Genomic DNA, 22,760 nt, shown 5'->3' with positions numbered 1-22,760 from the left:
TTCAATTCAAGATCAGATCGGCATGCGCATGATTTCTTCGTAAGCGGAAATGACCCGGTCGCGAACGGCCACCATCGTCTCCAAGGCGACTTCGGTTTCGGCAACGGCCGTGACGACATCCACCACCCCGGTTTTGCCTTCGATCATGCCGATCGCTTTTGCATCGGCCTGATTGCCTTTGTCGACGACTGTCTCGACAGCGTCATTGACCATCTGACCAAAGTCAACAGCGGTTCGCTCCGGCGCGGTCTCTTCGACAGCGCGTGCCTGTTGCTGCAGCTTGGCAGCCATTTGATAGGCGCTGTTTGCAATTGACGGTGTGCTCATGGCCCCTGCCCTCTTCAGTGATTAACCGCCGGCCTACGCCCGCAAGATGTCGATGGTCCTCTGCAGCATGCGCCGCGTCGATTCGATAACGTTCAGGTTGGCTTCATAGGATCGCTGCGCCTCACGCATGTCGGTCGTCTCGATCAAGGTGTTCACATTCGGCTGAAGCACATAGCCGTTCTCGTCCGCCGCCGGGTGGCCCGGCAAATGCGTCGATTTGAAGTCGGACGTGTCCTCTGCGACCTTCCCGAGTTCGACCATCTTGGCGCCAACTTCCTTGTCAAAGTGGCTTTCGAATGTCGGGATTTTCCGGCGGTAAGGTTCCTCGTCCGGGCTCCGCGCGGTCGAATTCGCGTTGGCGATGTTCTCGGCAATGATGCGCATGCGTCCGTTTTGCGCCTTCAGTCCGCTCGCCGAAATAAAGAGAGATTTGATCAGATCCACTGTTCCGCTTCCCTATGTCTCGTCAATTGCCCTAGGCGCTCCTGGAAAGGGCGGTCCGGATCATTCCCAGCCCCTTGGTGTAAAGACTCGTGGCAGCTTGGAAGTCCATCTGGTTCGCGGTGATTTTCATCATCTGCTCTTCCAGGTTGACATTGTTGCCGCTTGGCGTGACTTCGAAAGAATCCCGCTCTTCGACCTTGGCGGTCGTGATGCTGCCCGAGATGGTGCTCGCAATGTGCCCTGCCTTTGTTGTCTCGGTCATGACCCCGGACATATGCAGGCCCACATGTTCCTGGAATGTGTATTCTTTCACGTCACGGGACGTGTAGCCCGGCGTATCGGCATTCGCGATGTTCTCGGCCAGGACCCCTTGTCGGGTCTGGTGCCACTGCATCTTCGATTTCAGCGCCTGAAACAACGGCAGATCCGTGAAAGCCATTCCATTCACCATCCGTTAACCAACCAGGCAATGATTGCCGAGCAAATGGTTAACGATTGGTTAACTCGACCTTAGTGAACGACTAATTAATGGTTAACAATACTGATCACCCGCCTGCTAATTCCTTTAAAAACCAGTGGAAGAGCACAACAATCCTTTGCATTTTGCAAAATGAAGCTGCTCGACGAGGGGCAAATCTTACCCGGTTCTGTTAACTTTAAGTCGTAATGAGATTCGCAATGCACCAGCAAGCTTTTGCGGTGGATTGAGCGTAACGGGCGGTCGCATTGGCCTTCGAAGCGCAAGTGAATGTCACCGGGCTTTTGGCTCGACGGTATTGCCTTGGAAATACTGGGGATAAGGAGAACGGTCCCCAAATTCCGGCGAAAGTCCAGAGTAACTGGAAAACGAAATCAGTCCGCTGGCGGGGCGGCACGAGGTAAAAATGTACGACTGGATTGAATCGACCTTCAATGTAAGCGGTGGCGTGACCCAGGTCATCGCGGTCTTTCTTGCGCTGGCAGTCGTCTTGCTGCTTTTCAGCCTGTTTATCTTCGTTCTCAAACGGCTGATGGGGGCGAATGCGCCACAGAGCCGCAGCCGGCAGCCACGTGTTGCGGTCATGGACAATGCCGTTGTGGACTCAAGGCGGCGCCTGATACTGATCCGCAGGGACAATGTCGAACACCTGCTGCTTGTGGGAGGCCCCACGGATGTGGTTGTGGAGCAGAATATAGTCCGCAACACACCGGTCGCAGCCTCGCGCGCGCCTGCGCTTGCGTCTTCAGCGCATGCCGGGCCAGGCACGGTCAAGGTGCCAATGGCGCCGGGGCCGGATCTTCCCGCAAGGCCGGAGGAAGCAGCCAAACCTGCTGACAGGGCAATGCCGGCGACAGCCTCTTTGCCCGCTCCTACCGGACCGCGTCCGGTCCCTCCCCTCGGGTCCGCCGCTAAACAGACAGTTGTACCGAACGCCGCAACCCCTCGGACACCTGCTGTAACAGCCGTTGAGACCAGACCTGCGTCAGCGCCAATTGCCGCCGCCACTGCGTCGCCGAGCATCGACAAACCGGATGCAATACGCCCGTCGATGCGCGCGGCAGACCTTTTGAAGGCAGCAACGCAAAACGGTTTCAATCGCTCGGCAAACGCACAAAAGAAAGAACCCGAGCCCGAAGTTTCCCTGTCCGCGGCCACTGAGGAACCCGTCGGTGCGGCTCTCGAGATAAAGCCGGCCACTGCACAAACTTCGGAGGAGGTGGCGAACGACACTTTCAACTTCGGTCCGGTTTCAAAAAGCCAGGCAAAGCCCTCGAACAATCGCGAACGTGTCGTCCGCGGCGGACACACCATAACGCCGCCGGCATCGGGTCCTGCCGCGAAAGCCAAGACGGCACTGTTGAGACCGGTTGAACCCGTGGCGGCCCCGGTTCCGGAAAAAGCCGAGGCCGCTTCGGAAGGCCCGCCACCGGATCAGACCGTTCCGGAGCCCAAAGAAGACAAGCCTGACACGGACCTGGAACAAAACACCACCGTGGCCGCCGAAGTCTCAGTCGCTCAAACCGACGCCGTCGAGGTGGAGGCGCAGACAGAGACCGCTGATCAAGAAAATCAAGCAAAGCCTGAAACCGGCGACGAGGACAACAGCACCGTTACCGAAACGGAAGACGCTGCGCTCCCGGACCCGGAGGATGCCGTGCTCGCACAGACTGCTGAACCAAAAGAAGAAGCGGCTGACGTGAAAGCCGAACCTGAAAGCAGTGAAACCCCATCTTTGGAACCGGACGAAAACAAGCTTGACCTCAAACTGGAGCTCGGCGACCTGATCGACGATGCGGTATTGGAACCGATTGCTGCGGATGCGCCTGCAGACGATGCGCCGCCGCCCGAAACACCAAAAGTCGCGCCGCCAAAGACCGATGATCCGTCAGAGAACGGTGCCGTCATCGAAGTAAAGCCGCCTGTGCAACAGCAAAGCCAGATGGCGCCCGAACAGGGACCCAAAAACGCAGCGTCTCTGGACATTGTGCCCAATCGGCGCAGCTCCGGCTCGCCCCGCATCCTGCAGGGCCTTGGAGACAAGAACCCCATCGAAGACGAAATGGCGAAACTCCTCGACGAATTGGGCGGGCAGCCAAATCAATGATCTTCAAGGGTTGCGCCGGCTGGCTGCTCTGGACATTGAAGCTGGTTGCCGCACTCGCGGCTGTTCTTGCAGCCTTTGCGATGCCGGCATCCGCGCAGGAAATCTCTGTCGGGTTCGGCGAAGACGCCAGCCTGACGGAACGGGCAGTTCAACTCGTCATCCTTTTGACGGTTCTCTCTCTTGCACCGTCGATCCTCGTCATGATGACGAGTTTCATACGCATTGTGGTCGTGCTGTCTCTGCTGCGTTCGGCAATCGGTCTTCAAACAGCGCCGCCCAATATGGTCATGGTCAGCCTCGCCCTATTCCTGTCGGCCTTCATCATGATGCCGACATTGCAGGCAGCTTACGACGCCGGCATTCAACCACTGATCGACGGCGATATTGAATTCGAGCAGGCCTACGAGCGCGGAGCCGATCCCTTCCGAACCTTCATGCTCTCACAAGTTCGAGAGAAGGATCTGGCGCTGTTTCAGGAACTGTCCGGACAGGAGGCCCCGGAAGGGCCGGAAGACCTCTCCATGGCAACTCTCATTCCCGCCTTCATGATCTCCGAGTTGCGGCGCGCCTTTGAAATCGGGTTCCTGCTTTACCTACCGTTTTTGATCATCGACCTTGTGATTGCATCCGTCCTCATGTCGATGGGCATGATGATGCTGCCACCCGTCGTGATATCCCTGCCCTTCAAGCTTATTTTCTTCGTTCTCGTGGATGGCTGGAACCTTGTCGCAGGCTCGCTTGTAAAAAGTTTCGGTGGTGGCTAGCAAAGCTCGCCAGGCATGAAAAAGTAGAACTAAATTAAGACCGGTATGAAATAGTCGACCCTTATTTACAGGACAAATACTGTTCGAAAAGTTGTGGTAGACCATTGATACGCGAAAAACTTGAAGAACTTGCAAGAATCAAGGAACCGGAAGCAAGATCCAGCCTCATCCGGACCCTTGTCGGTGAATATGCGCGCTCAGAAGACCATGAGCCGACCCCCGTGGAACGCGAGCTGTTTTCAAGGATCGTTTTGTCTGTGTTCGATCAACTCGACCGAAGCGCCCGTTATGAACTTGTCGTACGCCTGGCAAAGACGGACAGGATCATCTCGGACCTGGCGGACAGGTTGGCGCAGGAAGATTACGAACTCTCAGAGCCGGTCATTGAGTGTTCACCCATGATCAGTCAGGCGGCGCTCATGCGCCTTGCCAAGACTGGAAGCAACGACAAGCGGCTCTCCGTCGCGCGCCGGCCCGACCTGAGTGAAGAAATCTGCGATACGCTGATCGCACGCAGCAGCCGCAATGTCGTGCACGCAATGCTGAACAACGAAACCGTTCCCTTCTCGGTCAAGGGCACGCTGGCGCTGCTGATTTTCGCCAATACCGAACTCGAAACACTGGCAGGCATCGCCAAACGGGCTCTGAAGGACGAGGAGTTTCTCGAAACGCAAATGCTCGTGCTTGAGACCGATTGTCCACTCATTCCGCCGCCGCTCCGGAAAGCGCTCGAAAGCGGAGACCTTGAACGGCTTGCGACCACAATCGACGATCCAGAACGCGAGGGAGACATCGAACTCGACGGGGTCCGCTATTCCCGTCACGAGGCAAGCATCCAGATTGCCAACGGCGAACTCTCGTTCGACGCGATCCTGCGTACTCTCTTTGAAGATGACCGCATGGACGCCGCCATCTGGCTGATTGCGCGCCGGCTCAACCTGACCGACGATGTTGTGGCCGAGACGCTGAAGTCAGATGCCGACGGTGCCATCCTTCGATTGATGCTGCAGACAGGCATCGACGAGAAAACCTATCGCGATTTCCTGAAGGCGCGTGCCGGGTGGCTTGACCGCAGCACCCGCGCAATTCCGGAACTGGTCATGCGCTACAAGGCGGAACTGAAGAAGCCGCGCACAAACCACGCCGCTCCGGCTGCCTAATTAGCAGCGTCGCATTTGCATGGGGCGCTAAATCCCGAAACCTGGGAGTGTTCCAAGCGATCAGCCTGCCGGTTCGCCAACCGCCGGGGCCGCCGCTGCCTGACCTTCAGGTCCACGGCTTGGCGACATATACTGGCGCCGGTATTCCTGCAGGAAGGTTTCCAGGGAATCCGTGTCAGCCAGTCTATTGGCAACCTCCAGGAACTCGACACCCTGCGTTTCGATCGGGCGCGTTACCACTTCAAAGGCAAGTGCTTCCGGGCTGTCCGCCATCTTGTCCATATACTTGGTTTGCAACCGCTCCAGACTTAGCTGATCGCCTGCAAGCGAATAGGCAATGCCTGCACGCAGGATGTCGCGGCGCTCCAGCTCATCCAGTGGGATGTTATCGGACCAGCGGGAGCCGTGCATGGCCTCCAGCTGCTCGCCTGCATCGCGCCAGCTTTCTGCCGCCCAGAACGTATCCGCACGCAACCGGTCAACATCGGATCCACGCATGTTGCGAACCAGTTCCAGCGCAAGATCCGGACGGCCGCTTTCTGTCAGGGCTCTGGCTTCAACAATATTCCGCTGCCGCTCAAGCGTGGACGGCAGGCTGGCCTGCCGGGACCTGTTCAGCACGCGCAGAGCTTCTTCAGCTTTCCGGTCCATGAGGTAGATTGCCGCCAGATCAGCGGCAATCTGAGCGCGCGCCGCCCCCTTCAGCCTGTTGTCGACCTGATGCCTCAGCAGTTCCGTAGCCTGGTCGAGAAGATCAACCTCGACGAGCCGCTTGGCAAGCAGGCGGACCATTTCGTCGCCCTGGCGGCCAATGGGTGTGAGCTCGCGGAAATCGTAGTATAGCGCCAGTGATTTCACGGGCGGCATTTCGTCGGCCTTGCCGTCGAGGAACAGCGCGTTGAAGAGACCGTTCATTTCTTCCTGCAGCAGGCGCGTCGTGTCGGAATCGGGATCCGCCTGCACCGCAGACTTCATCGCTTCGAAGGCTTCGCGATACTGGCCACGCTCTGAGTAGAGCTGAGCCAGGAAGCGGAGCGTCCGCAATTCGATCTCGTCACCGCGCCAGGATGTTGCCAGTCCGGCCAGGCTGTCGATCGCATTGTCAATTCCAAGCTCGCCGTCGCGGTAGCGGATGCGCAGAGCTCTGTATTCTGCTTCAGCGGCGCGTGGACGATCGTCGGAACGGGTCACCAGATCAAACACGGTGAGGGCTTCCTGGGAACGCCCCGACGCGTCGGCGACACGCCCACGCAGGATATCGTATCGGGCCGCCTGTGCCTTCGTGACTTCACTCGGCTCGATTTCAGCCAGGACCCCGTTTGCAAGGCCGAAATCGTTCACCTCGACCATGGCCTGAGCTGCGGCAAGCTTGAACTCGGTCTGGATAGCGGAAGGATAGTTGCCGACGACGGCACGGCCACGCGGCATCGCAATGCGTGCGGGCGTCCAGTTCCCGAGTTGAACGTCCACGATTGTTTGCCAGATTGCAGCATCCGGACTGTTCTTCAGATCTGGCCGGTTGAGATGCGCATAGGCCTCTTGTGGCCGGCCCGCCATCGTCTGGGCAGCGCCCATCATCAGATTGAAGGAGGTGTCCTCCGCAAGAGCCGGCTCTTCTTCCAATGCCAGCTTCATCAGTCCGAGCGCTTCTTGCGCGAACTGGTGCGCGAGATAAAACCGCGACAGCTCGATCAAGGGTTTCCTGCGCTTGCCGGCAGGCGAATTCGACAGTTTCTGCTGAAGTTTAATCAGGCGCGAGCGATATGCGCCCGGGCCTTCCGTTGTCAGCGATACGAATTCAACGTTCGTAGTGTCCGGGTCAACGATCGTGTTCAACGCCCCCGTTCCACCGCGCAGATGACGATTTGAAAGCGAGAGACCACCCTCTTTCCCGATGATGACATCATCACCGAGCACCTGCATGTTGACCCCGTCCGACCGGGGCACAACCGCAAGACCCTGGGCTGAACTCAGGGCCTCCAGGTCAACAAATTTCTGAGGCTTCAGCACGCCGCGCGGCGGTCCAAAGCCCGTTACGATCGAAATCGTGTCACCGACGAACGGGTCACTGATCTCACGGATATGCTGCGGATCTCGGTAAAGCACACGCAGAACGGAGCCACCGTCACCGCGCATGTTTCTTTCAAGCTGCAACGGAATTGACGGTTCGAGGATCATGTCGCCGATCACCAGCGACCAGGCATTGCCGTCCGCCCCCACCGTCGCCAGCACCGGATCATTCATGTCCAGACGCAGGATCTGGTAATCCTCGAACTGGCTGACCTCGATTGTGTCCGCGGTTTCAGCCAACGCAGAGACCATGCCCCGCGTATCGATCGTTGCGTCCGTGTCGAAGACCAGCCAGATGCTGTCGTTTCGCCGGAAGACCGCGCTGGAAACAGGCTCTGAAAACGGGAACACCACGCGAACCGTGTTGCCGATCCGGCGGGCCTCGGCGGACACGAAGTCGCGGACTTCCTGCGCAAAGCTCTCAGGTGGTTGCTCTGGCGACTGCCGCTCGTCCTGAAAATTGCTGCCGCCACTCGCCCGCCAGACATCGTCGCTGTTGCCGGTACGGTTTGGCAGCTGTATCGGCGCCGGAACACTTGCGCTCCCAGGCAGAGCGGAACCGTCAACCTGAACCGGATTGGTCTGGCTTGAGGTATCGGCCTGTTCTTGCGCCGTCCCGTTCTCGACCGGCCGCAAGGTTGGAATGCCGTTGTTTTCACGAGCCTGAGCACCGGATTGAGGCACTGCGTCCGGTTGCTTGGAAAGATCGAGTGCCGGCGCCCGCCGGATGAACTGGTCTTCCGGAGTGGTCTCGGTCAAAGGCAGAGCCCCGGGAGTTGCCTGTGCAACAACTGTGGCATCCGGCTCCACCGTCCGGGTTTCTGATTCTGGCACCGCTCCGGCAGAAATCGCAGATGTCACAAGTGCATCGTCGGCCTCAACCGGCGCATCTGTCTCCTCCGGAGCGGCAGCAAGCTGCGGCGCAGGCACAGTTTCGACCGCCGAAGCGGTCGTACGCTCTGCCTGCTCAACTGCGCCTGCAACAGGCCCCTCATCCGAGGCAACGTCTTCAAGAGCGTTTGCCGGCGGCGCCTGTGCCCGGGTCAAAGGCTTTAGCCTTGGAGCCATCGTGCTTTGTAGATCGGCCGTCGCAACCTCCAGGCTCGGATCGACTTGCTCATCTGCAGAAATGGAGACATCGGCAGCTTCAGCCAGATCGGTTTCTGACACGGGTTCCTGGTTCGGCGCTCTCGCTTCTTCGTCACCCGCAGCGCCACTGACCGGCAGCACGATGTAAGCGGGCGATTCATCAGCACGGGACTCTTTCAAAACTCCGCCGGAACCGCTGGCGCTGCTGACCGGCGGCAAGCCGCGCGGATCCGTGATCTCGCGCGTATCCCGAAGCCCAGGCGCGGTGATCATGTTCTCGCGGTTTTCGTTATCGGCAACCGACAGTTCCTTGTTGATCAGCGCATTTGCAGGATCGTTGACTTCCATGTTCTCCGGCGTCACGTCGATCACATAGGTCCTTTCTTCGCGAAAGGCACGGATGTCGACCGACGGCTCGACCCGCATCAGGAACTTGAGCTTGCCTTTGTCGAGGAAAGAAGTTGCGTCAATCACACCTTGAGGAAGATGCGCACGCAAATGGGATATATCGAGCTGCGCCGGGTGATTGAAGGTCAATTTGATGATGTCGTTTTCGCGCACGAAGGCCGTGTCGAACTTGATCGACCAGTCGAAGACCAGCCGCGTGAACGTCGGGTGTTCTCCCACGTGCAGCGTAACTTCGGGGCCTTCCTGTGCCTTGAGGCGGGCCTGCTCAAGTGCCCGCACTTTTCGCATCGCAGCTTCTGCGCGTTTTGCCAGCTTGCGGACCACATCATCTGGAAGGCCCGGTGGAAGTCCCTGCCAGCTCATCGGCAGGATATCGACAAAGAGCTTCTCGCCGGCTTCAAGCGTATTGATCTGAAACTGGTTCTTGAGTGCAAACCGGATAGCGCTCCCGTCCGGATCGCGCCTCGCAATCGTGACATAGTCACCCAGATCAAGCGGCACGTCATCGACCTTGATGTCGACGGGTTCTTCAAAGGATATCCGCAGCACGCCACCGGTAATCACCGCATCGTAGATTGGCAAAAGCGTGCGGTCCTTGAAGGTCAGGACGATCCGTCCGTACCCCTCTTGCGGGAAGACTTCCAGATCCACTGGCTCAAGTGTCTGGGCCGTCGCAAACGTCTGAAGCGATGTGAACAGAACGCAAATACCGACCAGCATCGAAGCGACAAAACGCATTGCCTGGCGCACCAGGCAGATGCCGGCTAGCTTGCCGCTTTGTCTCGATGTCAGGATGGTTCCCTGCAAGTCGTTCAGTCCCCGGATGACGCCAACACTCTATTGTTTAGTTAAGTGTTCTTAACGTGCCCTTACGTGCGATCCTCAAATCTGAAAGAATCGGTCAGTTCGACGGAATTTTCGGCAACGGGTCCTGAGCGGGTGCCTGAGCCTTGACCGGCTGCACCGGTTGCGCCGTCTCGCTGGTGTTGCTGGCGATCGCAACGGTCAGCCGCTCGGCTGCTTCGGGCGACATTTTCGCCAGGATATCGGCCATCTTTCTCGGTTTCATCTGCCGCACGACCTTGAGCAGGATCGGCAGGCTAAGTCGGTCGAAGATCCGCGCGGCGTCTTTCGGCTTCATTGTCTCGTACATGGTGACAAGACCGGCGACCTCGTTCTTTTCCTGCTGTTCCTTTTGCTCAACGGCTGCCTCGATGCGCTGCTCCATCTTCTTCAACTCGTCGAGCCGCTTCTGTATCCGCTCCTCGGTCGCCTGCAGCAGCTTTTCGCGCAGGTCGAGTTGACCTTCCTGCTTTTGCAGCGTCTGGCGCCTCTTCCCAAGGCTTTCCAGCACGGCCCGCTCGGCAGCCGATCCGCCGATTTCAAGACTGTCGGGCAAAACCGGTTGTTCGGCCCCAGTCGCGTCGTCTGCGGTCTCGGTGACAGCGGCGCCTTCGCCGATCTCAGCAGTCATTTCCTCGCCCGCTGGCATTTCAACCGAGGCCGTTTCCTGCGCGACCGCACCATTGATAGGTAACCCGCCACCTTCCGGCCCGAAAGTCAGGCCGAGCAGCTTCAACGCAAGCAACGCACTTGCCGAAATCCCCAACAATGGCAACAGTCTCAAGTTCATGCAGCAGCACCGTTCCGTCTGCGGAATTGTTCAAGTCTTGCAGTCGCTTCAGCCGCCGCACTGCGAATGTCCGACGTCCGGCTTGCCCGTTTGCGTTCCGGCTCATAGACCGGTGCGTGTTGGACAGGCGGTTGCTCAGGCGCTGCGTATGCTGCCGGTTCCGGAGCCGGCGGCGTATATGCAGGAGGCTCCGAGGGTGACCTGACCGCATAAGCGTCACTTCGCGGCGGTGCCTCCTGGTGGGAAGACGCTGCACGCGCAGCCTCTGCAATCTGCGAAATCCTGGTAAAAATTCTCTCACCTTCGCCGACTTGCTCGGCCAGATTTCCGGACATGGTTTCAGCTTGTTTAAGGCGCGTACCGAGAACCTTGTCTGCTTCGGCTGCAGTGGTCTTGAGACCGAGGATTGCCCGCTCTGCAATTTCGGTGGCCGTCATAAGTTCGGAGATCGTAGCGCGAAGCACTTCCTCGTCTGCCCTGAGGCGCTGCAGGCGGCGGTTCAACATCCAGCAATACGCGATCGTGATTAGCAACAGGACTGCGACCAAGCCTTCGATGATCATTCCGATTGGCAAAGTGCTCATGGTTGCTCCATTTCGTTTTGCATGGCGCGCTCGAAGGCAGCCAGGGTCATTTTGGGCTTGCGCAGATTCTTTGCGACGCGGATGGCAATGGAGTCTTCCACCTTGCCGAGGGTGCCTTCGGTCAAGGGAACGTTGCCGCATTTGATCGTAACCGGGTCGGCGGGGTCGACATCGAATACCAGCGTTTGCCCGATATCGAGACTGAGAACCCGGCTCAAAGGCAGGTAAGTTTCGTGGAGAACCGCGTCGACTTCGATTTCCGCCGCGTGGATCTCACTGGCAAGGTGTCCTTCCCAGATCGGATCGCGGCCGAATTTTTCACCCATGAACATCTGAAGCAGCAGATCACGGATCGGCTCCAGCGTTGCGTAGGGCATCATGATCTCGACGGACCCGCCACGATCTTCCATGTCGATACGCAACTCGACAAGGATCGCCGCGTTCGCCGGACGGGAAATGGCCGCAAATCTCGGGTTTGTCTCGAGACGCTCAAGATTGAAGTGGACCGGTGACAATGGTGCGAAGGCGTGCTCGGCGTCCTGTAGGATCAATGCCACCATCTGCTGGACCAGACCGGTCTCAATGGTCGTATAGGGCCGTCCTTCGACTCGCACAGCGGATGTTCCGCGCCCGCCGCCGAGCAGTACGTCGATGATTGAATAGATCAGGCTCGATTCAACGGTGATAAGCCCGAAGCCATCCCACTCCTCAGCCTTGAAGACACCCAGGATCGCAGGCAGCGGGATCGAGTTGAGATAGTCACCGAAGCGCACGGAACTGATGGAATCCAGCGACACTTCGACGTTGTCGGAGGTAAAATTGCGAAGCGAGGTCGTGGTCAGGCGCACCAGGCGGTCGAATACGATTTCGAGCATCGGCAGACGCTCGTAAGAGACCATCGCTGAGTTGATGAGCGCCCTGATCCCGCTCTGGTCGCCGGCAATCGTGTCTTCGATATTGAAGCCGAGGAGGTTGTCGATTTCCTCCTGGTTGAGAACACGGTCCGCGCCACGGGTCGCGTTTTCAAGATCCGGCTCGCTGTCGTCGATCATCGCGGCCCACTGGGCCGCCATGTCGTCCGAGCTGCCCGCGCCCTGCTCTTCGAGCGCAGCGCCCCACGCAGCGGCTAGGTCTTCATCGTCGTCACCGCCGGCCCCCTGCTCTGCCAGCGCGGCACCCCAGGCATCGGCCATATCCTCTTCGGACAGATCGTCATCGTCGTCGATATCAGCCATTCAACTTCATCACTGAACAAGGATTTCCTTGAACAGCACCCCCTCAACTTTTGCCGGATAAACCGACAAGTTGATCCGCCTGAGCAATTCTTCCTTCAGGCGGAACAGACCGGCAGATCCTTCCAGATCCGCAGGGCGTAACTCACGCAGGTAAATCTGAAACGCGTCCAGAATACGCGGCAGGAACGGCTGGATCTGATCGATCATGGCCCGGTTTTCGACTTCCAGAGCGATCCGCACCTTCAGATAGGTCGTGCGACCTTCCGTGGCCAAATTCACGGTCATTTCCGGCAAATCGTAAAACACCACCGGTTTCTGCACTTCGACCGGGGCACCCGTCTCGCCGGGCATCATCGTCGGTGCTGCCGATGCGAACAGGAAGTAGTAGGCTGCACCGCCTGCAGCCAACAGAACCACCAGCCCGATCCCACCGAACAGAAACAGCTTTTTCTTTCCGCCTCCAGCGCTGCTTTCGGTCGCTTCCTCGACCTCTTCAACTGCTGCTGCGCTTTCGTCAGCCATTCCGCACTCCGCATAATTCAGCGCTCGCGCGCGACACTTATTACTAAAGAGTTAATGGTTAACGAATGGTTACCAAGTCGTTACCGCGAGTCACCGGGCAAAAATTGCCAAGCGGTTAATTTCTGCCGGAATCTATTGCCGCGCGCACCCTCGCCGTTTCGTTTTTACCCAGATTTTCCAAACAGTTAAAAACTGGCACGGCACGTGCATTAACCTTAACGGGCCCGCAAGTCTGGGGAGACAGGCAGGCTCATCGGGGAGCAAAGGGAACCGTTCACATGGAGAACGCACAGCTTATTGGCCTGTCACGGCAGACCGCTTTAAGGAATCAGCTTGATGTCGTCGCCAACAATATGGCGAACATCAACTCGGCCGGGTTCAAGACGCAGAATCTGCTCTTTGAGGAGTATCTGATGCCGGTCGCCGAGGCGACCGAGTTCGAAACTCAGGACGAGACACTGTCTTACGTGCTCGACTACACGTCGCATACGGATTTTTCCAACGGCAGCTTCAAAGTCACCGGCAACGAACTTGATATGGCGCTGGAAGGCGACGGGTTTTTCGTCGTGCAGATGGATGATGGCGGCGAGGCCTACACGCGCAACGGCGCATTTCACCTCGACGCGTCCGGCCAGCTGGTCACGTCCGACGGACGGCCCGTCCTGACGTCTGCAGGTCCCCTCACCTTCACCCGTGAAGACGGCACGATCGAAATTGCCGAAGACGGCACCATCGCAACGGAACTCGGCATCCGCGGCCAGATCCGGGTCGCTTCATTTGAAGATCCGCAAGAACTTGAAAAGCTCGGCGACACGCTCTTTCTCGGAGAGAACGCGGGCATAGCGAACGGCACCAAGGTCGTTCAGGGCGCGTTGGAACAGTCCAACGTGGACGGCATCTTCGAAGTGACCCGCCTGATTGAGATCACCAGATCATACGAATCCGTTTCGAAGATGCTGAAAGATATCGACGAGTTGACCCAGCAGGCCATCTCAACGCTCGGCAAGATACAGGCCTGATCGGTTCTAGGGACATAAGACCATGAAAGCACTCCAGATCGCCGCAACCGGCATGAAGGCGCAGGAACAGAACGTCGAGGTCATCTCGAACAATGTCGCAAACATGCGAACGACGGGTTTCAAAAAGCAGCGGGCGGATTTCCAGGACCTGCTCTATCAGAACCTGCGCAGGATGGGCACGGAAACATCGGATGCCGGCACGATCGTGCCGACAGGGGTTCAGGTCGGCTCGGGCGTGAAACTCGCCTCGACCGCAAGGATCATGTCTCAGGGCTCGCTGGAACAGACCGACGACGCGCTTGATATTGCTGTCCGCGGTGAAGGTTTTTTCCAGATCGATCTTCCCGACGGGACGACCGGCTATACGAGAGACGGTTCGTTCGAGCGCGACGCCGACGGCCAGCTCGTTACCGTGGACGGTTATACGGTCAACCCGGGCATTACCATTCCGGAGAACATCCAGGACCTGACCATCTCCAACGATGGATCGGTTCAGGGCGTCGACGATACCGGAACAACCCAGCAGCTTGGACAGATCCAACTTGCGCGTTTCGTCAACAAGGCCGGTCTTGAAGCCATCGGCGACAACCTGTTTCTCGAAACGGACGCCAGCGGAGCCGCCGAAACCGGCAATCCGAACGACAACGGCTTCGGCAGCCTGCAGCAGTACTTCCTGGAGATGTCTAACGTGGACGCGGTGACCGAGATTTCAGACCTGATTGCCGCCCAGCGCGCATATGAAATGAATTCGCAGATCATCCAGGCCGCCGATGAGATGTACTCCACAACCACGAACCTTCGCTAAGACTGGGGGCTTGAGATGATGACACAGCTTTTGAAAGCCACAGCCGGTTTGCTGCTCATGTGTTTCGCCTGCGTCAAGGCGTACGCGGAAAACCCACCGGTCCTCAGGTCGCAGATCATGACGCTCTCGGAAATCGTGACCGTCGGGGACTTTTATTCGAACGCCGGTATTTATGCCTCCAAGCCGCTGTTCCGCTCACCTGACATGGGCACATCAGGAAATGTTGCCGCTGCGCAGGTCGCAGAACGGGCCCGTGCAGCAGGCTTGACGGCAGCAGGCACGGACGGCCTTCGGACCGTGGTTGTTCACAGAGGGGCAACAAAGATTGAACGCGAGCAGCTCACCAATCTCGTGCGCAACGCCCTTGCCGAACGCAATGCGGGAATAGATCCGGACAGTCTCGACGTCAGGCTCATTCAGGCGCCGGAGCGCATCCTCGCTGACCCGAAAGTCAAGGATCCGCTTCGTTTCGACCGGATCGACTGGGCAGCAACAAGTGGTCATTTCGTCATCCAGACCACCGTTGCGGTCGAACTCGGGACGGAACGGCTCACACTTTCCGGAACGGCACAGGAAATGGTCGAAATCGTAACGCTCGCCCAACCGCTGCGCCGGGGCGACGTTGTCAGGATCGAGGATCTGACAGTGATGCGGCTTGCTCGCTCCAAGGCTCCGGCCGGTGCGGTAATCGACCCCGGCATGATCACGGGAAAGGAAGCGCGCACCAATATTCGCGCCAACGCGCCGCTCTCCAAGAGAAACTTCCAGCGCCCCGTGCTGGTCGGACGCGGCGACAAGGTCACGGTGACGTTCAACATGCCCGGCATGAAACTCACATCGCGTGCCAAGGCGCTCGATGACGGCGCCAAGGGTGATGTCATCGACGTCATGAACCTCCAGTCCCGGCGTGTTGTTCCGGCCATCGTGAACTCCCGCGGCCAGGTCCGCGTTCAAACCGCCAATCCTGTTGTTGCTAGCCTGAACAGCGAGACAAACTGATGCTGACTTCTCTTCCCAGACACCTTTTGGCAAGCATCGCTTTGGCAGCGCTCGCCGCTGGCTGCAGCACGGCTGACCAGCTCGCACAGGTTGGCAAGCAACCGGCCCTCAATGCGATCCAGGATCCAACGACAACGCCCGGGTATCGTCCTGTTCAGATGCCGATGCCCGAGCCCCAGCAGGTGCATTACAACGCCAACTCGCTCTGGCAGTCTGGCAGCCGGGCTTTCTTCAAGGACCAGCGCGCCAGCCAGGTCGGTGACATCTTGACGGTCGTGGTGACGATCGACGACGAAGCGGAAATCGATAACGCGACAGAGCGCAGCCGCACAGAGGCCAACGGCGCCGGTGTCGGAGGCGCGCTCGGAACTGCGATTGACACGATCTTCCTGCCTGCCGACATGGCCGCAAGCAATCTTGGCAATGTCAACAGCAGCTCGTCCTTCCAGGGATCCGGCAGCGTCGACCGGGAGGAGGCAATTCAGACCTCCATTGCGGCCGTCGTTACCCAGGTCCTGCCGAACGGAAATCTTGTCATTGAAGGCAGGCAGGAAGTTCGTGTGAACTTCGAGGTCCGCGAACTGATCGTCGCCGGTATCGTCCGGCCTGAGGACATTACAGCCAACAACCGCATCGCCAGTGAACAGATCGCCGAAGCGCGCATCGGCTATGGCGGCCGCGGCCAGATCACCACGGTGCAACAGCCGCGCGTCGGCAACCAGGTGCTCGACATTCTGCTGCCGTTCTGACGCGCCTTTTTCCGGCATCAGCCCCCGGCCGCAGCGGCAAAGTGTTCTAGAAGCTTGTCCGCTGCGGTTGACGACGGGCACGGTATCTCGCTCCCCGAGTGCCGTGCCCGTTCTCCTTTACGGTCGAACGTCTGCTCCCACCCGATTTCGGGTATGGCGCGAAAACGCCGAAACGATCTCGCCTTTTGCTTGACAGAAACAGGGATCAGACTTCCAGTTCGTCACAGGAGTGTAATTACGGCAGCGTAGGGCAGTTAAGTGCCTTAAGCTAACGTCAACGGCACTGTCTTCCGGCCACGCCTGCCCCACTCTCTTACTGCCCTTCCTCTGAACAGGAGCGTATTCATGTCGAGTCTCAACAAAGTATCCCTGTCAAGGCGCAGCCTTTTGATGGGCGCTGCCGCCACCGGATTTGTGACGGCACTGCACCCCTATTCAGCGCTCGCGAAGGAAGGGACCGCCCATATTCGCCTCATGGAGACCACGGACCTCCACGTACATGTGTTTCCATACGATTATTACGGTGACCGCCCGGTCGACACGGCAGGCCTTGCGCGGACGGCGACACTGATCCGCCAGATACGCGATGAAGCCACCAATTCCTTCCTTGTCGACAATGGTGACTTTCTTCAGGGCAACCCGATGGGCGACTTTGTGGCCTATGAGCGCGGCATGCGCGAAGGCGACATGCATCCGGTGATCAAGGGCATGAATGTACTCGGCTTCGACGCTGCGGCACTTGGCAACCACGAATTCAACTACGGCCTCGACTTCATGATGAAGGTGCTGTCCGGCGCCAACTTCCCCGTCGTTTGCGCGAACCTGGTCAAGGGCACGGCTCTTGCTGCAAACGCCCGCGAAGACGCCTTGTTCATGAAACCCTACGTGATCCTGGAAAAGGACGTCACGGACGGCGCCGGCAACACCCATCCGATCAAGATCGGCTTTATTGGTTTTGTACCGCCGCAGATCATGAACTGGGACCGCCGTCACTTGGAAGGCAGCGCGAATGCGCGCGATATCGTGTCTGCCGCGAAGGCATTTGTCCCCGAAATGCGGGAACAGGGGTGTGATCTTGTCATTGCCCTCTCCCACTCCGGCATCGATGCCAACGACTATGCGGAAGGCATGGAGAACGCTTCGCTGCACCTGGCGGGCATTGATGGCATCGACGCAGTCTTTACCGGCCACCACCATCTGGTATTCCCCGGCCCAGCCTATGAGGGACTACCTGGCGTCGATAGCGAAAAAGGCACTCTTTTCGGTAAACCTGCCGCAATGGGCGGCTTCTGGGGGTCACATCTCGGCGTCATCGACCTGATGGTTGAGCGTGACGGCAACGGTTGGCGCGTCGCCAACTTCATGACTGAAGCACGGCCGATCTACGAGAAGGAAGGCCGGACGGTGACGCCGCTGGTCGATAGTCAGCAAGACGTTCTCGACGCGGTCAAGGAAGATCACGAGGCAACCCTTGCCTACGTCCGCAGGCCGGTCGGCAAGACCTCCGCTCCGCTTCATTCCTATTTCGCCCTCGTTGCGGACGATCCCAGTGTCCAGATCGTTTCACAGGCACAGACCTGGTATATCGAGCAGATGCTCAAGGGCACCGAGTGGGACGGTTTGCCGATCCTGTCGGCAGCAGCTCCGTTCAAGGCGGGCGGACGCGGCGGGCCGGAATACTACACTGACGTTCCCATTGGCGATGTCGCGATCAAGAATGTCGCGGATCTCTACCTATATCCGAACACTGTCCGAGCCGTTGCCATCAAGGGCAGCACTGTCAAGGAATGGCTGGAGCGCTCCGCCGGAATCTTCCAGCAAGTTGAACCAGGCCAGGCCGATCAGCCGCTGATCAACCCGGACTTCCCAAGCTACAACTTCGATGTCATCGACGGCATTACTTACGAGATCGACCTCACCCAGCCCTCGAAATACGACCCGAACGGCGAGCTGATCAATCCGGACGCCACCAGGATCGTCAAGCTGGAGTTCAATGGCGAGCCGCTGAAGCTTGATCAGTCCTTCATCGTTGCCACCAACAACTACCGCGCGGGCGGCGGTGGAAATTTCCCGGGCATTACCGACGACGTCGTGGTTTTTGTCGGTCCTGACACGAACCGGGATGTTCTGGTGCGCTACATCGTCGAACAGGGCACAATCAATCCGTCCGCCGACGCCAACTGGAATTTCCGCCCGATACCGGACACAACGGTTCTGTTTGAAACCGGACCGGGCGGTGCAAAGCACGCTGCTTCCGTGGAAGGTGTTCGCATAGAACCGGCTGGCGATGGAGCCGACGGGTTCGCGCAGTACCGGATCTCGCTCTAGGGTACGGACCCAAGAAAAAAGCCTTCCCGGGAGGGAAGGCTTTTAAGTTGCTCGAACTTGCCTGGTTCAGACAAGCCGGCCGTTTCCTGGAAATCAGTCGTCGCGATACACTTTTTCCCGACGCTCATGGGCTTCCTGAGCCTCGATCGACAATGTCGCGATCGGACGGGCTTCAAGGCGCCGCAGGGAGATCGGCTCGCCGGTCTCCTCGCAATAACCGTAACTGCCGTCTGCAATACGTTCCAAAGCATCATCGATCTTTGAAATCAGTTTGCGCTGGCGGTCCCGTGCACGCAGCTCGATTGAGCGGTCTGTCTCAGACGACGCACGGTCGGCAAAGTCGGGATGGTTCTGGCTTTCTTCCTGAAGGTTGGCAAGCGTCTCCTTGCTCTCTTTCAGGATCTCGTCTTTCCATGCAAGCAGCTTATTCCGAAAATACTCACGCTGCCTGTCGTTCATGAACGGCTCGTTGTCCGAGGGTCGATATTCAGACTCAATTTCAACCGTCATCGATAGCTCCGGATTACCGTTTGGCCGGGCGCAATATATAGCCGGTTATCTCAGCGGACAACGGTTCATTTCCGAAAAATATCATTAAAGAAATGTTATATCTTTCAAACCGTTGCATGACTTTTGAGCAGTATCGCTGCAAATGTGACCCGATTGTTACCATCATCATTCGGCGAAACGGCCGAGCTTTGCGAGCTCAACTTTGACTCGCAATTCGATCTCATCGAGAACCGAATCGATCTGCTCATCACCGCTGCTCTGCCTGTTCGCAACCTGGCTCGCAAGCGCCTCGAGACGATCCTCCGAAATCACCCCTGCGAGCAGATCGGCACGCACGGTTTCCAGCGAATCCAGCAGAGAATGGCCGTGTCTTGCCGCTCTGGAGCGGCGCGCAGCACGCTCGTCAACTTCCTGCAGGGCCAGCAGTGCGTCCATTCCCTGAATCGCCGTGCCGCCCGCCGTCTGGGCCGACTGCGGAGCATCGTTTCCAAGGTCCGGCGTGAACTGATCCGTTCCTGAAGAGGCCTGTCGTCTTGCACTCTTCCCCTGGACCCCGGTGATGGGTTTGTTGCCTGTGATGCGCATGATCTGCTTCCAGTCCCGCTTATCGCGATATCTGCCGGAGACTTTGTCGGAACTGTCCCGTTGCCTGTCAGATTCTGCCGGGAAGGGTAATTGAGTCCTTGCCAGGGAGGCAATATTTGCCGGTCCCGAAAAAGACTTCATTAACCAAATTCGACAAGTCTGAGTGGCACCGCTGCCAATTCTACCAATATTTTCCGCAGAAAACGGGCGTTTTGGCCGAAATGTGCCGCGTTGCCCGCAATGTGGCACAGCTCTCGCATAACGCAACTGGAATTCAGGTGAACCGGTGATGGAACCGGGACTGAAAACGGGGCCGAATGAGTGATGCGACATCTGGGTGGGAAAATATCGTCTTTGTTGGCCGGGCTGCTGCGGACTGCAGCGCTCATGCTTGTCGGAGTAGCTGTTACTCTGACATCAGCGCAGGCCGCCTCCCGCATTAAGGACATTGCAGACTTTGAAGGCATCCGCGAAAACCAGCTCATCGGCTACGGGCTTGTGGTAGGCCTGAGCGGCACGGGCGACTCGCTCAACAACACGCCGTTCACCCAGCAAAGCCTGCAGGCCATGCTGGAACGTCTGGGCGTCAACACCCGGAACATCGCGCTAAACACAAACACCGTTGCAGCCGTCATGGTGACCGCAAATCTCCCGCCCTTTGCGACACAGGGCACCCGCATCGATGTCAATGTCAGTGCGTTGGGCGACGCGGAGTCGCTACAAGGCGGAACATTGCTGGTCACGCCGCTCGTCGGTGCCGACGGAGAAGTCTATGCGATCGCCCAAGGCTCCGTTGCCATTGGCGGATTTTCGGCACAAGCCGATGCTGCCTCGGTCGTGCGCGGCGTTCCAACGGCCGGCCGTATTGCCAATGGTGGCCTGGTTGAAAGGGAACTCGATTTCCAACTGGCCTCCCTCACGACGCTTCGGCTGGCACTTCGCAATCCCGATCTGACGACTGCACGCCGTGTTGCACTCTCAATCAATGAATTGATTGGCTTGCCGACGGCAGAACCGCTGGACCCCGCCACCGTGCGCCTGGATCTGCCACAGCAATATGACGGCAATATCGTCGACCTCCTGACGGATATCGAGCAGCTGATTGTTGAACCGGATCTGGCGGCACGCATCGTCATTGACGAGAACTCCGGCATCATCGTGATGGGCCAGGACGTCAAGGTTTCAATGGTCGCAGTCGCCCAGGGCAACCTGACCGTGACGATCGCTGAATCGCCGCAGGTTTCCCAGCCGCTGCCATTCTCCGACAACGGTCAGACCGTCGTGGTTCCCCGTTCAGAAGTTGGTGTGGACGAGGAAGGTACCAAACTGGCAATCGTTCCTGAGACAATCACGCTCAAGCAGCTTGTGGACGGGCTCAACGCGCTCGGCATCGGACCGCGCGACATGATCTCCATTCTTCAGGCAATCAAGGCCGCAGGCGCATTGCAGGCCGAAATCGAGGTGCTGTGATGCTGCAATCCGCCGCGCCAATGACAAGCCAGCCGAACCCGCTCGATTCAATCCGCGGTGTCGATACCAGCAGCAAGAGCGCGGTACGCGAAGCTGCCGAGGAATTTGAGGCGGTTTTTCTCAACACCATGCTTCAGAACATGTTCACAGGACTGAACGAAGGCGGCACTTGGGGTGGCGGCGAAGGTTCGGACACCTGGCAGAGCTTTCTGATCGATGAATACGCACGTTCAATATCCGAATCCGGTGGTATCGGGCTCGCCGACAGTGTCGAGCGCGAACTGCTGGCGTTGCAGGAGGGGGCCAGATGACTGCACAGCCTAACGCAAACACCTTTCCGTTCTCACTTGACCGGCCTGGAAGCCCACAAGACGCAGACAACTTCTGCTCCGCCCTGTCGAGCACCATGGAAGCGCTGCTGTCTGTCATAGAGATGGAGACCGATCTCGTGCGCGCCGGCAAACTAGCGGAAGCCGGAGAACTTCAGCCGGACAAGGCGCGCCTCATCCACGAGTATACGCGCGGCATGATGGCGGCAAAGGAACACGCGGTCGCACTCGGCAACCTCTCGCCGTCCGCAACACAGGCCTTGCGTCGGCAACATAGTGAATTCCAGCCGGTACTGAGGATCAATCTCGCCGTCCTGTCGACCGCGCGCGATGTTGCCAACAACCTGGTGGCGACAGTTGCAAAGGCTGCAGGTGCAAAGAACGCGACCGCACCAACCACCTACGGCCGGGACGGCGCAGCTCCTTCAGGACCGCAATCAGCGCGCGGCATCGCGGTAAACCAGGCGCTTTAGAACTCACGCTTGGAAGCGTGCCAACCGATTGGTCTTCGATCAAGGCTCCCGGCGGGAGCCTTTTCTTTGGCCGCGTCTTTGGGGTCGAACACCCATAAACGAATCAATTGCGCACGAGTACAAACGTCACGATTCAGCAAATCCTAATCAATCCGTTAACAAAAGATTCATTCCCATACGTTAGTTTCGACAATGTACGGGTGTTTGTAGAGAGTACCCCGGAGGGAAAGATGTTGGATACGGGAATTGCCCGGCCGCCATCGCCGACGTATACGGCGATTACGCCGGTAACGCGGGCTCCGGAAAAGAACCAGCCTGCGGTAAACACGGACTTGCCGCCAGAGGAGACTGTCAAGCCCTCCTCGGATGCAAGCCAGGGTCAGCGCGCTGCCAACAACAAGCGTGACGGCAAGTCGCTCTTCGAAAGCGTTACACCGCAATTGGAGCGTCGCAATATCGTGGATCCGGAAAGCGAAAGCGTGATCTACGTGGCGACGAATACCAATACGGGCGAAGTCGTGCGGCAAGTGCCGAGCGAAACGCTGCGCCGTCTGCGGGCCTATACCAAGTCCATCGAGACTCAAACCACCCCTTTGCAGCCTCCCAATCTGCAGCGGACCGTCTGAGCAGTCACTTAACCTGATCAGCCGCGCCAGCGACGCTCTGCGCGCG

The 22,760-nt window shown here is 58.4% G+C and carries 22 protein-coding genes; 12 read left to right on the top strand and 10 right to left on the bottom strand.

Annotated elements, in window-relative coordinates; genetic code table 11:
- Positions 1–12: 12 nt before the first annotated feature.
- The 3 genes from RBB47_RS01775 to flgB are packed head-to-tail and all read right to left on the bottom strand — an operon-like array spanning position 13 to position 1,210.
- Positions 13–327, bottom strand: coding sequence for a flagellar hook-basal body complex protein FliE (locus RBB47_RS01775; protein ID WP_305983998.1), 315 nt, complete (start codon positions 325–327; stop codon positions 13–15).
- A gap of 33 nt (positions 328–360) precedes the next feature.
- Positions 361–771, bottom strand: a complete 411-nt coding sequence (gene flgC, locus RBB47_RS01770) for a flagellar basal body rod protein FlgC (RefSeq protein ID WP_305983997.1) — start codon at positions 769–771, stop codon at positions 361–363.
- A gap of 31 nt (positions 772–802) precedes the next feature.
- The gene (gene flgB, locus RBB47_RS01765) at positions 803–1,210 is read right to left on the bottom strand and encodes a flagellar basal body rod protein FlgB (RefSeq protein ID WP_305983996.1); all 408 of its coding nucleotides are present in this window, start codon (positions 1,208–1,210) and stop codon (positions 803–805) included.
- A 445-nt stretch (positions 1,211–1,655) separates the two neighbouring features.
- Here flgB and RBB47_RS01760 point away from each other — a divergent pair, with 445 nt between their 5' ends.
- The 3 genes from RBB47_RS01760 (at position 1,656) to RBB47_RS01750 (ending at position 5,280) form a co-directional block, all read left to right on the top strand.
- A complete protein-coding gene (locus RBB47_RS01760) occupies positions 1,656–3,356 on the top strand; it encodes a flagellar biosynthetic protein FliO (RefSeq protein WP_305983995.1) in 1,701 nt (566 codons plus the stop codon).
- An 80-nt stretch (positions 3,357–3,436) separates the two neighbouring features.
- Positions 3,437–4,120, top strand: a complete 684-nt coding sequence (fliP, locus tag RBB47_RS01755; RefSeq protein ID WP_305984201.1) for a flagellar type III secretion system pore protein FliP — start codon at positions 3,437–3,439, stop codon at positions 4,118–4,120.
- 104 nt (positions 4,121–4,224) lie between these two features.
- Entirely contained in the window at positions 4,225–5,280 is a 1,056-nt protein-coding gene (locus RBB47_RS01750) for a DUF2336 domain-containing protein (RefSeq protein ID WP_305983994.1), read from the top strand.
- Between the two features lie 60 nt (positions 5,281–5,340).
- Here the strand turns inward: RBB47_RS01750 and RBB47_RS01745 are convergent, their stop codons facing one another.
- The 5 genes from RBB47_RS01745 to RBB47_RS01725 all read right to left on the bottom strand — a co-directional run bounded on the left by RBB47_RS01745 (position 5,341) and on the right by RBB47_RS01725 (position 12,821).
- Positions 5,341–9,654: a hypothetical protein gene (locus RBB47_RS01745; RefSeq protein WP_305983993.1), complete on the bottom strand. Its 4,314-nt coding sequence runs from the start codon at positions 9,652–9,654 to the stop codon at positions 5,341–5,343.
- Positions 9,655–9,748: 94 nt separating this feature from the next.
- Entirely contained in the window at positions 9,749–10,480 is a 732-nt protein-coding gene (locus RBB47_RS01740) for a MotE family protein (RefSeq protein ID WP_305983992.1), read from the bottom strand.
- Positions 10,477–11,064, bottom strand: coding sequence for a DUF6468 domain-containing protein (locus tag RBB47_RS01735; protein ID WP_305983991.1), 588 nt, complete (start codon positions 11,062–11,064; stop codon positions 10,477–10,479). Before RBB47_RS01735 ends, RBB47_RS01740 begins: the two co-directional genes overlap by 4 nt.
- Entirely contained in the window at positions 11,061–12,290 is a 1,230-nt protein-coding gene (gene fliM, locus RBB47_RS01730) for a flagellar motor switch protein FliM (protein WP_371932728.1), read from the bottom strand. The genes RBB47_RS01735 and fliM overlap by 4 nt, the downstream gene beginning before the upstream one ends.
- A gap of 18 nt (positions 12,291–12,308) precedes the next feature.
- Entirely contained in the window at positions 12,309–12,821 is a 513-nt protein-coding gene (locus tag RBB47_RS01725; protein ID WP_305983990.1) for a flagellar basal body-associated FliL family protein, read from the bottom strand.
- Between the two features lie 278 nt (positions 12,822–13,099).
- On the opposite strand from RBB47_RS01725, the gene flgF reads away from it, so the two are divergent.
- From flgF to RBB47_RS01700, 5 genes are all read left to right on the top strand, one after another.
- The gene (flgF, locus tag RBB47_RS01720) at positions 13,100–13,840 is read left to right on the top strand and encodes a flagellar basal-body rod protein FlgF (RefSeq protein ID WP_305983989.1); all 741 of its coding nucleotides are present in this window, start codon (positions 13,100–13,102) and stop codon (positions 13,838–13,840) included.
- A 22-nt stretch (positions 13,841–13,862) separates the two neighbouring features.
- Complete coding sequence (gene flgG / locus RBB47_RS01715) at positions 13,863–14,645, top strand: flagellar basal-body rod protein FlgG (protein WP_305983988.1); 783 nt, start codon at positions 13,863–13,865, stop codon at positions 14,643–14,645.
- Between the two features lie 15 nt (positions 14,646–14,660).
- Positions 14,661–15,644: a flagellar basal body P-ring formation chaperone FlgA gene (gene flgA, locus RBB47_RS01710; RefSeq protein ID WP_305983987.1), complete on the top strand. Its 984-nt coding sequence runs from the start codon at positions 14,661–14,663 to the stop codon at positions 15,642–15,644.
- Positions 15,644–16,393, top strand: a complete 750-nt coding sequence (flgH, locus tag RBB47_RS01705; protein ID WP_305983986.1) for a flagellar basal body L-ring protein FlgH — start codon at positions 15,644–15,646, stop codon at positions 16,391–16,393. The genes flgA and flgH overlap by 1 nt, the downstream gene beginning before the upstream one ends.
- A gap of 345 nt (positions 16,394–16,738) precedes the next feature.
- Entirely contained in the window at positions 16,739–18,721 is a 1,983-nt protein-coding gene (locus RBB47_RS01700; protein ID WP_305983985.1) for a bifunctional 2',3'-cyclic-nucleotide 2'-phosphodiesterase/3'-nucleotidase, read from the top strand.
- A 93-nt stretch (positions 18,722–18,814) separates the two neighbouring features.
- Here RBB47_RS01700 and dksA read toward each other — a convergent pair whose 3' ends face one another.
- The gene (dksA, locus tag RBB47_RS01695; RefSeq protein WP_305983984.1) at positions 18,815–19,231 is read right to left on the bottom strand and encodes an RNA polymerase-binding protein DksA; all 417 of its coding nucleotides are present in this window, start codon (positions 19,229–19,231) and stop codon (positions 18,815–18,817) included.
- A 165-nt stretch (positions 19,232–19,396) separates the two neighbouring features.
- Positions 19,397–19,816: a flagellar assembly protein FliX gene (locus RBB47_RS01690; RefSeq protein WP_305983983.1), complete on the bottom strand. Its 420-nt coding sequence runs from the start codon at positions 19,814–19,816 to the stop codon at positions 19,397–19,399.
- 387 nt (positions 19,817–20,203) lie between these two features.
- On the opposite strand from RBB47_RS01690, the gene RBB47_RS01685 reads away from it, so the two are divergent.
- The 4 genes from RBB47_RS01685 to RBB47_RS01670 all read left to right on the top strand — a co-directional run bounded on the left by RBB47_RS01685 (position 20,204) and on the right by RBB47_RS01670 (position 22,714).
- Positions 20,204–21,286 carry a flagellar basal body P-ring protein FlgI gene (locus RBB47_RS01685; protein WP_305983982.1) on the top strand — a complete coding sequence of 361 codons (1,083 nt, stop codon included), beginning with the start codon at positions 20,204–20,206 and terminating at the stop codon, positions 21,284–21,286.
- On the top strand, positions 21,286–21,597 hold the full coding sequence (locus tag RBB47_RS01680) for a rod-binding protein (protein ID WP_305983981.1): 312 nt from the start codon (positions 21,286–21,288) through the stop codon (positions 21,595–21,597). The genes RBB47_RS01685 and RBB47_RS01680 overlap by 1 nt, the downstream gene beginning before the upstream one ends.
- On the top strand, positions 21,594–22,088 hold the full coding sequence (locus RBB47_RS01675; RefSeq protein WP_305983980.1) for a flagellar protein FlgN: 495 nt from the start codon (positions 21,594–21,596) through the stop codon (positions 22,086–22,088). Before RBB47_RS01680 ends, RBB47_RS01675 begins: the two co-directional genes overlap by 4 nt.
- Positions 22,089–22,318: 230 nt before the next feature.
- A complete protein-coding gene (locus tag RBB47_RS01670) occupies positions 22,319–22,714 on the top strand; it encodes a hypothetical protein (protein WP_305983979.1) in 396 nt (131 codons plus the stop codon).
- Positions 22,715–22,760 lie beyond the last annotated feature (46 nt).

It is taken from the genome of Roseibium sp. MMSF_3544 (assembly GCF_030732845.1).
GTDB lineage: Bacteria > Pseudomonadota > Alphaproteobacteria > Rhizobiales > Stappiaceae > Roseibium.
This window is presented reverse-complemented; position numbering and strand designations above follow the sequence as displayed.